Origin of the sequence: Acinetobacter sp. SK-43 (assembly GCF_015351505.1) — a bacterium.
Classification (GTDB): Bacteria; Pseudomonadota; Gammaproteobacteria; order Pseudomonadales; family Moraxellaceae; genus Acinetobacter; species Acinetobacter junii.
In genome coordinates, this window is record NZ_JADKPY010000073.1 from 1 (window position 1) to 12,775 (window position 12,775).

The 12,775-nt window shown below is 38.5% G+C and carries 13 protein-coding genes; 8 read left to right on the plus strand and 5 right to left on the minus strand.

What is annotated here, in order from left to right:
- The 6 genes from IRT38_RS13610 to IRT38_RS13635 form a co-directional block, all read left to right on the plus strand.
- On the plus strand, positions 1–148 hold a 148-nt coding region (locus tag IRT38_RS13610; RefSeq protein ID WP_194597998.1), incomplete at its 5' end, for an integrase core domain-containing protein.
- A gap of 304 nt (positions 149–452) precedes the next feature.
- On the plus strand, positions 453–1,034 hold the full coding sequence (locus IRT38_RS13615) for a 5-formyltetrahydrofolate cyclo-ligase (RefSeq protein ID WP_194597999.1): 582 nt from the start codon (positions 453–455) through the stop codon (positions 1,032–1,034).
- A 130-nt stretch (positions 1,035–1,164) separates the two neighbouring features.
- Positions 1,165–3,594, plus strand: a complete 2,430-nt coding sequence (lon, locus tag IRT38_RS13620) for an endopeptidase La (RefSeq protein WP_194598000.1) — start codon at positions 1,165–1,167, stop codon at positions 3,592–3,594.
- 325 nt (positions 3,595–3,919) lie between these two features.
- Positions 3,920–4,399 carry a 23S rRNA (pseudouridine(1915)-N(3))-methyltransferase RlmH gene (gene rlmH / locus IRT38_RS13625; protein WP_004912481.1) on the plus strand — a complete coding sequence of 160 codons (480 nt, stop codon included), beginning with the start codon at positions 3,920–3,922 and terminating at the stop codon, positions 4,397–4,399.
- Between the two features lie 110 nt (positions 4,400–4,509).
- Positions 4,510–5,283: a DODA-type extradiol aromatic ring-opening family dioxygenase gene (locus IRT38_RS13630; RefSeq protein ID WP_126132574.1), complete on the plus strand. Its 774-nt coding sequence runs from the start codon at positions 4,510–4,512 to the stop codon at positions 5,281–5,283.
- Between the two features lie 186 nt (positions 5,284–5,469).
- A complete protein-coding gene (locus tag IRT38_RS13635) occupies positions 5,470–6,570 on the plus strand; it encodes an META and DUF4377 domain-containing protein (protein WP_194598001.1) in 1,101 nt (366 codons plus the stop codon).
- Between the two features lie 56 nt (positions 6,571–6,626).
- Here IRT38_RS13635 and gdhA read toward each other — a convergent pair whose 3' ends face one another.
- Positions 6,627–7,973 carry an NADP-specific glutamate dehydrogenase gene (gene gdhA / locus IRT38_RS13640; RefSeq protein WP_227592170.1) on the minus strand — a complete coding sequence of 449 codons (1,347 nt, stop codon included), beginning with the start codon at positions 7,971–7,973 and terminating at the stop codon, positions 6,627–6,629.
- Positions 7,974–8,347: 374 nt separating this feature from the next.
- Here gdhA and IRT38_RS13645 point away from each other — a divergent pair, with 374 nt between their 5' ends.
- Both IRT38_RS13645 and nth read left to right on the plus strand, forming a co-directional pair.
- Positions 8,348–9,148: an RnfABCDGE type electron transport complex subunit B gene (locus IRT38_RS13645; protein WP_194598003.1), complete on the plus strand. Its 801-nt coding sequence runs from the start codon at positions 8,348–8,350 to the stop codon at positions 9,146–9,148.
- A complete protein-coding gene (gene nth / locus IRT38_RS13650) occupies positions 9,149–9,835 on the plus strand; it encodes an endonuclease III (protein WP_004956303.1) in 687 nt (228 codons plus the stop codon). It begins immediately after the preceding gene.
- Here the strand turns inward: nth and IRT38_RS13655 are convergent.
- The 4 genes from IRT38_RS13655 to IRT38_RS13670 all read right to left on the minus strand — a co-directional run bounded on the left by IRT38_RS13655 (position 9,832) and on the right by IRT38_RS13670 (position 12,703).
- Positions 9,832–10,014, minus strand: a complete 183-nt coding sequence (locus tag IRT38_RS13655; protein ID WP_004956301.1) for a hypothetical protein — start codon at positions 10,012–10,014, stop codon at positions 9,832–9,834. The two genes, nth and IRT38_RS13655, sit on opposite strands and share 4 nt — an antisense overlap.
- A gap of 60 nt (positions 10,015–10,074) precedes the next feature.
- The gene (gene adk, locus IRT38_RS13660) at positions 10,075–10,728 is read right to left on the minus strand and encodes an adenylate kinase (RefSeq protein WP_004912504.1); all 654 of its coding nucleotides are present in this window, start codon (positions 10,726–10,728) and stop codon (positions 10,075–10,077) included.
- 82 nt (positions 10,729–10,810) lie between these two features.
- Positions 10,811–12,124: a hypothetical protein gene (locus IRT38_RS13665; protein WP_004912505.1), complete on the minus strand. Its 1,314-nt coding sequence runs from the start codon at positions 12,122–12,124 to the stop codon at positions 10,811–10,813.
- Between the two features lie 60 nt (positions 12,125–12,184).
- Positions 12,185–12,703, minus strand: a complete 519-nt coding sequence (locus tag IRT38_RS13670) for a hypothetical protein (RefSeq protein ID WP_194598004.1) — start codon at positions 12,701–12,703, stop codon at positions 12,185–12,187.
- Between the last annotated feature and the right edge of the window lie 72 nt (positions 12,704–12,775).

A 12,775-nucleotide genomic window follows, 5' to 3' on the forward strand; every position in this document is an offset into this window, starting at 1 on the left:
AGGTTTAGCAGATGTACAACTTGCGACACTAAACTGGGTAGATTGGTTCAATAAAAAGCGTGTACACAGTGCACTGGGTTATGTGTCGCCTTTTGAGTTTGAAGCAATCTACTATGATAAAATTAATCAGTTAGGTCAGGTGGCCTAACTTAAATAAAAAGTCTCCGACAAACCCGGTACGGTTCACATGTTCAAAAAAGCATTGTTCTTATTCAATATTTTCATAAAGAAATAAGAATTTATGCATTAGCTTAATTTAGACTATTCAGTAAACTCTAAATAAGATTTTTACCAAAAAAATTCATAGAGTGACTTAAGGCATCTTGAGGAGCACTTTAAAAAAAATGCGTGGAAGCTTTTCCAGACATAAAAAATATTTAGATGAGCAATCTGATTAAATATAGGGATCAAATCAAGTAAGATTTACAGTAATTAAAATTGTTGTGGCATCTATGAAAGATCATCTGAAATCTCTGCGCAGTGACATTCGTCGAAAACGTAAAAATGTCAGTATTTCACAACATAAAAAAAACGAACATCAGGTCTTAAACAGTCTTAAAAACACCCCACAATTTAAAACGTCTCAAAAAATTGGTCTGTACCTAGATGCATTTGGGGAAATACGTACTCAAAAAATTATTCAACTTTGTTTCCAACATCACAAAGATGTTTATTTACCCATGATTTGCAACATGAATCAGAATTTAGTCTGGGTAAAAATCAATCTCCAACAATATAAAAACAAACGCTTTTCCCATCATCCTTTGGGTATGAAAGAACCAATGGCTAGTCGTGGACATCATGTTTCAAAGTTGGATCTTTTGATCATGCCCCTACTCGCTTGTGATCATCATGGTACTCGAATTGGTATGGGTGGCGGATTCTATGACCGTACTCTTGCATCAGCCCGCCATTTTCCCTTTCGTTTAGGGATAGCACATGATTTTCAATATATTGAAGAAACTTTACACCGCAACATCTGGGACCAACCACTTGATGCACTCATCACACCATCTCACAAACATTATTTTTAGGGTTATTTGAATATTAAAACCAACTAATTTTGTCTTTTTTTATATTTTCTACTCTAAAACCCTTGTAATTTTTGAAATGCACATCACTATAAAAACATGGCAACACCGTTGTCACTCATTAGGAGTGCCCATGTCTGAATATATTTTAAATAATGAAACAAGCTTAGAGCCACAGGTTCCAAGTGTATTACCACTATTAGCATTGCGTGATGTTGTGGTCTATCCACACATGCAAATTGCGCTATTCGTGGGTCGTGAAAAATCGATCAATGCAGTGGATGTGGCTCGTAACGGTGACAATTTAGTATTTGTAGTTGCGCAAAAAGATTCGCTTACAGAAGAAATTGATCACGATAATCTGTATCAGTACGGAACTGTGGCTAAAATCGTTCAAGTGGTCAATCATGAGAATGATGAAAACTGCATTAAAGTATTGATTGAAGGACTACATCGTTCGAAGCTAGAGCGTATCATTGATGGTGAAGAGTATCTGACTGCTGAACATCATTTAAGCCCAATGACAGTGGAATTGGATCAAGAAAGTAAAGAAACTCGCTTAAATGAATTACGCACACTCTTTGCTCAATATGCTGAAGCTAAACTTCGTAATGCACGAGAACTTGTTGCGGCAGCAAACAAGATCGAAGATCTTCTGCAATTGATGTTCTTCGTTGCAACTCGTGTGCCTTTAAATATCGAAGTTAAACAGAAATTTTTAGAGCACGATGAGTTCGAGGCACATTTACAAGAGTTGATGGGTTATTTGATGAATCAATCTGCTGAACAGCAAATTGAACAAACCCTACACGACAGCGTAAAACGTCAGATGGAAAAAAACCAACGTGAATACTTTCTAAATGAAAAAATGAAAGTCATTCAACGTGAACTGTCTGATATGAACGGCGGTGCTGAGGATGATGTTGCTGAGATTGAGAAGCGTCTTGTTGAAGCTGACTTACCTGAACATGTACGTAAAAAAGCTGAAGCTGAGTTTCGTAAACTCAAAGCAATGCAACCTGCTTCAAGTGAAGCGGCAGTTGTTCGCAACTATTTAGAAGTGATTCTAGATACACCTTGGAACAAGGCAAGCAAAGTCAGCATTAACTTGGCAAAAGCACAAGAAATTCTGGATGCAGATCATTACGGTCTTGATGACGTTAAAGATCGCATTGTTGAATACCTTGCTGTTCAATCACGTGTGAAAAAACTCCGTGGTCCTATTCTTTGTCTAGTTGGTCCTCCAGGTGTAGGTAAAACCTCACTAGGTGAATCGGTCGCTAAAGCAACAGGTCGTGAGTTTGTACGTATGGCGCTAGGTGGCGTGCGTGATGAAGCTGAGATTCGTGGTCATCGTCGTACTTACATCGGTGCGATGCCAGGTAAAATTGTCCAGTCTTTAACAAAAGTCGGTGTGAAGAATCCATTATTCTTGCTCGATGAAATTGACAAGATGGCACAAGACTATCGTGGCGATCCTGCTTCTGCATTACTTGAAGTATTAGATCCATCACAAAATAGCAAGTTCAACGATCATTATTTAGATCTTGATCTTGATCTTTCAGAAGTAATGTTCATCTGTACAGCTAACAGCATGAATATTCCTGAAGCTTTGCTGGATCGTATGGAAGTCATTCGTTTACCGGGTTATACCGAAGATGAAAAAGTAAATATTGCTGAACGCTACCTTGTTCCGAAAGCAATCAAGAACAATGGTTTACGTGCAAAAGAATTAACAATTCATGAAGAAGCGATTCGTGACATCGTGCAACGTTATACACGTGAAGCTGGTGTACGTAGTTTAGAGCGTGAAGTGTCTAAAATTGCACGTAAAGTTGTTAAAGAAGCAGTCAGCAAAAAATCTAAAAACTTACAGCTTGATGTGACATCGGCAAATCTTCCTGAATACTTAGGTCCACATAAGTTTGACTTTGGTATCGCAGAAGATGAAGCCCAAGTAGGTCGTGTAAATGGCTTGGCTTGGACATCTGTTGGTGGTGAGTTATTGACTATTGAAGTCGCAGCTGTAAAAGGTAAAGGGAAATTCATTACTACGGGTTCGCTCGGTGATGTAATGAAAGAGTCAATTACCACTGCGATGACAGTTGTTCGTACTCGTGCTGATGAGTTGGGTATTGAAGCATCACGTTTCGATGAAACTGATGTCCATGTCCACTTACCAGAAGGCGCGACACCAAAAGATGGTCCATCGGCAGGTTTAGCTTTGACTACAGCGCTAGTGTCAGCGTTTACTGGTATCGCAATTCGCCCTGATATTGCGATGACAGGTGAAACTAGCTTAGGCGGTCGCGCATTACGTATTGGCGGCTTAAAAGAAAAACTTTTAGCAGCTCACCGTGGTGGAATCAAACTTGTATTTATTCCACAAGACAATGTCCGTGACTTGGCTGAAATACCTGATAACGTAAAAGAAGGTTTAGAAATCAAAGCTGTGAAAAGCATTGATGAAATCTTACCTTTGGCGTTGACAGATACACCAAAGCCATTGCCTAAGACACCAATTGTTAAACCAGTTGAAGATGCAAAAGCTGCACGTCATTGATGTAAAGATCATGATTAAAGAGAGAGCTTCGGCTCTCTTTTTTTGTTACATAATTTGATTGAAAAACAACCAATTTATTGCATAATAAAATAGAGTCGATAAAAATAAAGGCTAACATTGACTCTAAAACTAATTTTTAGTGCCCTCTGAACTCCAGACGGAAGGCACTTTGATCGCAGCTCATACACATTTTGAGCTGCGTTTTTTATGGCGAGTATAAATTTTCTTTTTTTAGTTTTTATTACAGCTATTACTTAGATCTAAATTACCTAGCAACTTCGACTCAGTTTATAATCCGCATAAATTATTTTTACCTTTAAATTTTATGAAGATTCGTATTCTGACTATTGGGCAAAAAATGCCTGCATGGGTTCTCACTGGGTTTGAGGATTATTTCAAACGAATTCAGCCTTTCGTTCAAACCCAAGTCATTGAATTACCTATGGCTAAACGTGGTAAAAATGATTCAGAAGCAGATATTTTAAAATATTGTCAAATCGAAGGTGAGAGTATCTTAAATGCGCTCAAACCTAATGAAACCCTAATTGCACTGGAAGTCGGTGGCAGAGAACTTAGTACAGAAAAGCTTGCCGATACCATGAAACAATGGATGCTTGATGGTAACGATATTGCACTCGCAATTGGAGGGCCTGACGGACATTCTGATGCAGTACGCAAAGCAGCAGCATGGCATTGGTCTTTATCTAAATTAACGATGCCTCACCCAATGGTTCGAATCTTGTTAATTGAACAATTGTATAGAGCCATGAGCATTAACCATAATCATCCCTACCATCGTGCTTAACGTTGAATGTGGTTGTTCTGATTATAGAACAATCTGTTGAGTTTAATCCGCTATCATTGTCTTGATGTTTTTGTCAGGATAAATAGGTAATTTCGATCAGGTGCCCCATTATGAATGTGCAAACTTTACCAGGCTTATTTATCTCCCACGGTTCGCCTATGCTTGCACTAGATCCAGAGCAGGTTGGTCCTGCACTACATCGCTTGAGTATCAACTTACCTGAGCCACAAGCGATTGTTGTCATGTCTGCACACTGGGAAAGTCAAGTTCTTGAAGTCAATATTGCCACTCGACCAGATACTTGGCATGACTTTAGAGGTTTTCCTAAAGAGCTTTATGAAATTCGCTATCCAGCACCAGGATCACCAACAATTGCTGAAAAAATATTATCCATGTTTGCAGAAGCTGGTATTCAGGCACATGCCAATAGCACACGTCCTCGTGATCACGGTGTATGGATGCCTTTATTACATATGTATCCAGATGCAGATATTCCAGTGATAGAAATTTCACTGCCAACAAAAATGAATGCAGAAGAAATTTACAAGATTGGACAAGCTTTATCTCCCCTGCGTGAACAACAGATTTTATTAATCGGATCAGGAAGCATAACGCACAATTTGGCTGAGTTGTCATGGCATACAGATGCACAAGTTCCCACTTGGGCTAGTACTTTTAGAAATACTGTCGTCAATCGACTCCAACATCAAAATTTTGATGCTGTCCTTGATTGGCCTACATTGCCATTTGTAGAACGTAACCACCCTACGCTTGAGCATTTCGCCCCACTTTTTTTCGCTATGGGCACAGGTCATCGATTTAATATCGTGCACAGTAGTTTCTCGATGGGCTCACTTGGCATGGATATTTATCGTTTCGACTGAGGCTGATTATTTACCAAATATTTAAATCGAGGTTTAACAATTTCGTTTAAACCTCAGTATCTATTATGCTTTTCTAAAAATTACAATCAGATACATTTAACAAACTTAACCGCTAACTGGATTACATTTTCTTTTTTAAGAATACTTTAAGCTTAAGGCTGTGATTTATTAACTGTTGTTTTAACGATGAAAATTAAATATTTAGTTTTTGCTCTACTTCCTCTTTCTTTGATGGCTTGTCAAACAGTACAAAATGTAACTGACGGTGTAGTTTCTCAAATCAATTCAAATGCTGAAAAAAATCTAACTGAATATAATTGGACTTATCAAGGTTCTACAGCTTCAAAACCATTAGTGCTTTCATTTAACGCTGATCAAAGAGTAACGATTCAAACAGGTTGTAATAATCAAGGTGGAACTTGGAAAGTTGAAGGCAACAAAATTGTCACCTCACCTCTTGTTTCAACCATGATGGCGTGTGCTGATGATTTAATGCAACAAGAGCGTTTGTCATCTGATATTTTTAGCGAAAAGAAAGTACCTTTTTCACTTAGTACAAGCAATGATCAAGCAATCCTGACTGTAACAGACAGCAAAGGGCAAAAACATGTATTTACAGGAACTAAAATTGTGAATGCAAATGTATTAAGCAATTACACATGGTCGTACCAGCCGACAAATACACAAAAACCTATCGTTCTAACATTCTTAAATAATGATCGCTTATCAGTAGATACAGGCTGTAACCGCTTAAATACATCTTGGAAAGTCGAGAATGGTTTGATCGTGACAGGTGATGGCGCATCAACGATGATGGCATGTGAACCAGCACTGATGCAGCAAGAGAAGTTTGCAGGTGAATTATTACAAAAACGTCAAATCTCTTTTGAAGTGAATACTACAAACTTACACGAACCGACTTTGACGCTTACAGATGCTAAAGGTCAAAAATATAATTTCATCGGTAAAATGACACCTGAAACTAAATATCAATCAGAGCCTAAAACCGTATTTTTAGAAATCTCACCTGAAACTAAATCATGTACAGGCGTTGCACCACAAACTTGTATGCAAGTACGTGAAGTAAAATACGACGAAAAAGGTATCAAAACATATACTGATAAAAGCTGGTCTTTATACTATGGTCAAATCGAAGGGTTTGAACACAATCCTAAGCAACGCGTGATCGTACGTGTAAAACGTTTTGAAATAAAAAATCCGGCAGCGGATCAGTCAAGTCTTGCTGATGTATTAGATATGGTTGTTGAACAAGAAATCGTTAAATAATCATAATTTCAGTCAAAAAATCCGATGCAGATGCATCGGATTTTTTTGTTCAAAGATTAATAAATCCCTTGAGCCAGAATTGCATCTGCTACTTTCACAAAACCAGCGATATTTGCACCATCGACATAGTTCACAGTACCATCTTCTTGAGTACCATATCGTAAGCAGTTTGCGTGAATGTCTTTCATAATCGCATGAAGCCTTTCATCAACCTCACCATGTGTCCAACCAAAACGAAGAGCATTTTGTGACATCTCAAGACCTGACGTTGCAACTCCACCAGCATTTGAGGCTTTACCAGGAGCATAAAGAATCTTCGCTGCAATAAATTTTTCGACGGCTTCTAAGGTAGAAGGCATGTTTGCACCTTCAGCTACACAGATGACGCCATTCGCTAATAAATTATCAGCATCAGCACCCGTTAATTCATTTTGTGTAGCGCATGGTAGAGCAATATCGACAGCAATATGCCAAGGCGTCTGACCTTCAAAATACTCAAAACCATGCTTTGAAGCAAACTCAGAAATGCGCCCACGCTGAACATTTTTAAGTTCCATTACTTCTGCAAGTAATTCATCTGTAAAACCGTTCTTAACATAAACCGTTCCATTTGAATCCGATAAAGTTACGACTTTTGCACCGAGGAACATGGCTTTTTCAGCAGCATATTGAGCTACGTTACCAGAACCTGAAATTGATACTGTTTTGCCATCAAAACTTTCACCACGTGTTTTCAACATTTCTGCAGCAAAGTAAACTGTTCCATAGCCTGTTGCTTCTGGGCGCATAAGACTACCGCCAAAGGAAATTCCCTTCCCAGTAAAAACACATGCAGTATCGTTACTCAACTTTTTCATCATGCCAGCCATGTAACCGACCTCTCGCCCGCCTACACCGATATCCCCCGCAGGAACATCTGTATTTGCACCTAAATGTCGATATAACTCAATCATCAAGGCTTGGCAAAAGCGCATCACCTCGGCTTCAGATTTTCCTTTTGGATCAAAATCTGAACCACCTTTACCACCACCCATCGGTAAAGTTGTAAGTGCATTTTTGAAAGTTTGCTCAAATCCCAAAAACTTTAAAATCGATAAATTAACTGAAGGATGAAATCTCATCCCACCTTTAAAAGGACCAATCGCTGAATTATATTGAACTCGAAAAGCACGATTTACATGAGTTTGACCTTGGTCATCCATCCAAGAAACACGAAATTGAATCACGCGTTCAGGTTCAATCAGTCGTTCAAGTAAACCGTATTGTGCATACTTAGGGTTTTTCTGGATAAATGGCCACAGGCTCATCATAACTTCTTCTACAGCTTGTAGAAATTCTGGTTGATGAGGATCTCTGCGTTTCACGTAATCCAAGAATTCATTTAAGCTACCGTATTTCAACACTCACCCCCGAGTCAATGATTCAAATTAGTGCTAATTTTGCACTAAAATAGAATATCTCATAAAACAACCATAAATTACTATCCAAGAGACGTTAGTTTTCTATCCACAAAAATATAAAATTATTTATTTCATAAACTTACAATATTAAATACTCATTATTTATTTTATAAATACGCACATAAATATATGAACAATCAACTAAATAAACAAAATTAAAATCAAAAAATTTAATAAAGCACCAAAATAATACATATTTAGCACTATCTTAAAACATCAAAAAACTGCTGCTCGGTGTTTAAATAAATCCACAGTCTCTAAATAAAGGATTATTTGTTATAATTCATTTCTGCTCTTACTTTCACCTCACTGCTTCTATGTTACTTTCTGATCAGCAAGTCTCTCTTATCGTTCAAATAGACCAATTACTGCCTCAAACACAATGTGGTTTATGTGGACACCGTGATGGGTGTTTGCCATATGCAAAGTCGATTAGCGAGGGTGAAGCAGCAAACAAATGTGTACCCGGCGGGCAACCTGTAGCGGATGCACTCGCTCTGTTACTTGAGCGACCACGTTTAATAGCTGAATCGAGTGTTTGGGATATCCAAGATGATGGTCGTCCTCAGCAAATGAAAGCCATTATTCGCGAAGATGAATGCATTGGTTGTACCAAGTGCATCAGTGCTTGTCCTGTTGATGCAATTATCGGAAGTGGTAAGCTTATGCACACGATTCTGACAGATTTGTGTACAGGTTGTGAGCTCTGCATCCCTCCTTGTCCTGTTGATTGTATTGACCTAGTCCCTGATAACAATCCCATTCCCACTGAGGATCAACGTATTAACGAGCAGGATAATCTTCGTCAGCGTTACTACGCACATATTCAACGTGAAGAAAAACGTCGTATCGACCGCAAAGGTCCTGTAGTTAGAGCCGAAATTGACACTGAATTTTTCGCACAATTTTCACAGGCTTTGAAAAATGTTCCGACTATAACATTAGCTGAAAAAGCAAAAGACCATAGCGCACAAGATGCTAAAACTACTATTGAGCTCGCCAAAATACGAACTCAAATCAAAAAACTGGAGAAACAATTAAGTGTTCGACTTGATCCGCAAAAGCAAGCACAACTTGATGCCCTACAAACACAATTAAAAGAATTACAGGAGGTCTAAATGTCGAGTAAAAATATGACTAAGAAGCAAGTTCAGACTTTCTTCGAGCGCTTACGAGAACAAAGACCGACTCCACAAACTGAACTCAATTACTCATCTCCTTTTGAGTTATTGATTGCAGTTATGCTTTCAGCCCAAGCCACTGATGTGAGTGTCAATAAAGCAACTGATAAACTTTATCCTATTGCCAATACAGCACAATCCATTCTAAATCTCGGTGTTGAAGGATTAAAGAGTTATATTAAAACCATCGGACTGTATAACTCTAAAGCTGAAAACGTCATTAAAACCTGTCAAATTTTAGTTGATCAATATCAAGGAAATATTCCAGAAACACGTAAAGAACTCGAAGCACTTCCTGGTGTTGGTCGAAAAACAGCGAATGTTGTTTTGAATACAGCTTTCGGTCATCCAACTATGGCGGTCGATACGCATATCTTTCGTGTCGGTAATCGCACTGGACTTGCGATAGGAAAAAATGTTCTAGAAGTAGAACATCGACTCATCAAAGTTATTCCAAAAGAATTCATTGTTGATGCACATCATTGGCTTATTTTACATGGTCGTTACTGTTGCATCGCACGTAAACCGAAATGTGGTGAATGTATCGTAGCCGATGTCTGTAATTGGAAAGATCGTTTTGAGTTTGGAGCGACAAAGCCCATCAAACTCAAAGAAATACATTAATCCTGATCTTTTTTAGTCTGCTGTAATTTTGGGTGTAACTGACGTGGCTTGCCATATTTTTTATTTTCAATCGCCTGCTGTTTCTGCACATGACGTAGCATTTTTTGACTTTGGTATAATAGAAAAAGTAACAGTAAAACACTTAAAATAACGACAAGGATAAGAACAAACTTCAACATTTACCTCTCCAAAATAAAAAGAGCCCTATTTAAAGAGCTCTTTTAAATTTGCTGTTTAGATTATTTATCTAAAATAGCAAAAAGATCTTTTTGAACTTCATCAATCGCACGCAAGCCATTCAACTTATCGTAAGTCGGTGCATTTTCGCCTGAAGCAGCACGACCTTGATAGAAGCCAACCAATTGCTCAGTTTCACTATGGTAAGAAGCTAAACGCTTACGGATTGTTTCTTCTTGATCATCAGGACGTTGTACTAGGTCTTCGCCAGTTTCATCATCCTTACCTTCCACTTTAGGTGGATTGTAAACTAAGTGATATACGCGGCCAGATGCTGGGTGCTGACGACGACCAGAAAGTCGTTGAACAATTTCCTCATCAGGAACATCAATTTCAATCACGTGATCAATAGAGATTCCTGCTGTTTCTAATGCCTCAGCTTGTGGAATCGTACGTGGAAAACCGTCAAAAATACAACCGTTAGCGCAATCAGGTTGAGCAATACGCTCTTTCACCAGACCAATGATCAATTCATCGGATACTAAACCACCTGACTCCATAACGCTTTTCGCTTTTAAGCCAAGTTCAGTACCTTCACGAATTGCAGCACGGAGCATATCACCGGTTGAAATTTGTGGGATATTGTAGCGCTTACAGATCAACTGAGCTTGAGTACCTTTTCCTGCCCCAGGTGGTCCGAGTAAAATAATGCGCATAAAGAACATCCTCATTTAAAAACAATAAATCTTAAATTGAGCAATATCATACAGACTTATTGCTCAACCAACATCAAATTAATTATAAGAAAGCAACAAATAAATGGATTAAACCTGCTAAAAAACCAGTCACACCACCCAACACAATTAAAATCCACTCATCTTCCTGAAACGCAGGACGCAATAAGTTTTGGAACTCTTTCGGTGTTAGCTCACGAATACGATCTCTAAACATTTGAAAGATTTTCTGTGCACGGCTTGCATTTAATGCAGGATCACATACAGGCCCCATGGTAATTTCAATTGAGCGATCAATCAAGTCGGTCTTGAGTCTAGCATATTCTCTTGGACCTAATGATAACTGTAATGATGTTCTGACTAATGGGGTTTCCATGATTTCATTGATATGACGCTTGACAATTCGACGAGTTTTATCTTTCTTCGTCCCATACATCATTTCTGTCATGATCGATTTAAGCGTAATAAGGTCTTCCGTCACCACACTAGCAAACACATCAGAAACTTCTTCTTGACGTTTCATAAATGCACCTTGAACGTTATATGTACCGATCTTCAAGACTGGGACAATCCAAGGGAATTTACGATCTTTAGTCAGACGGAATATCTGAGGATATCGAATATAGTGAGGTTCAATAGGATTGAATACCATCCAAATTGCAATCCAGTTGGTTAAGAAACCCCAAATCGCAGCCCAAAAAGGTACAGTCCAATGCCATGGCACCACAAACCAAACGATCATTTGGAAAATACCAAAGAACATACCAATCAATGCGCTGATATGCCAAATAAAATTGATTTCTTTTTGACCAACCTTTAAGAACATTCGTACCATCAAACGGCGATCACCTTCCATTTGGCGAACAACCATTTCTCGCATATCAACAAGTGACTCGACGTTCATGGTCAGCTCAGTCACAAGTTCTTTTAAGGTATTTGGTAATTGTTTATGTGCTTGAGCATAAATACGACGTTTAATCGAATAAGGTAGGTTTTCCCATAAAACCGCATTACGATCAATCATGACTTCGTCAATGAGGTGTTCAAGCTCGAAACCGACTTGCTCACCAATGATCATCGCCATGTCTTCGGGGTCCATTGCCTCTAAAAACTCTCGCAATGAGCCTAACTTAGATAATGTATTGTCAGTAATGATGCCTGAAATACGCCCTGCTTTACGAGGTACAATTCCTTGCCAGCCTACGGGTAATGGACCTAAATGGAATCCCCAAAAAGTAATTGGGTAAAATACCATTTTTAAAGCCATCCACACATGCGCCCATGTCACAAAAGCGGTTACTGGAATAATACTCAGAACTGCCCAAAAATCTGGGCGAGCGAGGAAAATCTGCCACAATTCATTGACGTAATCAAACATGCATGACTCTCAAAATTATTAGTAGATTATGGCTTGTGGGCTAAACAATCAGTACAGCACTTACAAACCAAAACTTAATGTATAAGAGAATTGAATCGTTGGTTCAGTTTTTTCAATTACTTCTCCACGACCATTTTTCATTCTCTCACCAGCACCAATTCCTACACTAAATGTGCTGATGCGTTCAGGGTTTAGCCAAACATAGGCTAAATCTACGCCTGCACCGAGACGTGCTTTTTCTTTTCCATTAATTTGTTTACTTTCAATGTGCCCCGCATAAGCACCAATGTAATATCCGTTTTTGTCTGTACCAGTTAAATGATATGGATAACGAAACCCAACCTGAGCACCTGCAGGATTGTCATCATTCAAAAACACACCTGCTTTGGCATAAGCAATCCCATATGGATTAACCCATTCAACATTGCCATGTAATAACTTTTTAGTGAAACCTGCACCAACATTCCATGTTGAAACTTTAGCGTCTTTTAATTTTGGCTCAGGCAAATAAGGATTTTCGTCTGCGTAAGCAACAGTGTTCAACGACATAACCGCTAATAAAAGATAAAGTTTTTTCATTATTTTCTCCATTTTCCCTAAGAGTGTGTCTTAGACATTCCTATTTCAAACAGTTTCAGACTTTAACAGAAT

Excerpts from the sequence above, each read along its gene's own strand:
- IRT38_RS13630 (WP_126132574.1), top strand. The coding sequence starts at position 4,510 with ATGAATGTGCAAACTTTACCAGGCTTATTTATCTCCCACGGTTCGCCT.
- rlmH (WP_004912481.1), top strand. The coding sequence starts at position 3,920 with ATGAAGATTCGTATTCTGACTATTGGGCAAAAAATGCCTGCATGGGTT.
- nth (WP_004956303.1), top strand. The coding sequence starts at position 9,149 with ATGTCGAGTAAAAATATGACTAAGAAGCAAGTTCAGACTTTCTTCGAG.
- IRT38_RS13670 (WP_194598004.1), bottom strand. The coding sequence starts at position 12,703 with ATGAAAAAACTTTATCTTTTATTAGCGGTTATGTCGTTGAACACTGTT.
- IRT38_RS13615 (WP_194597999.1), top strand. The coding sequence starts at position 453 with ATGAAAGATCATCTGAAATCTCTGCGCAGTGACATTCGTCGAAAACGT.
- IRT38_RS13645 (WP_194598003.1), top strand. The coding sequence starts at position 8,348 with ATGTTACTTTCTGATCAGCAAGTCTCTCTTATCGTTCAAATAGACCAA.
- adk (WP_004912504.1), bottom strand. The coding sequence starts at position 10,728 with ATGCGCATTATTTTACTCGGACCACCTGGGGCAGGAAAAGGTACTCAA.
- IRT38_RS13635 (WP_194598001.1), top strand. The coding sequence starts at position 5,470 with ATGAAAATTAAATATTTAGTTTTTGCTCTACTTCCTCTTTCTTTGATG.
- lon (WP_194598000.1), top strand. The coding sequence starts at position 1,165 with ATGTCTGAATATATTTTAAATAATGAAACAAGCTTAGAGCCACAGGTT.
- IRT38_RS13655 (WP_004956301.1), bottom strand. The coding sequence starts at position 10,014 with ATGTTGAAGTTTGTTCTTATCCTTGTCGTTATTTTAAGTGTTTTACTG.
- IRT38_RS13665 (WP_004912505.1), bottom strand. The coding sequence starts at position 12,124 with ATGTTTGATTACGTCAATGAATTGTGGCAGATTTTCCTCGCTCGCCCA.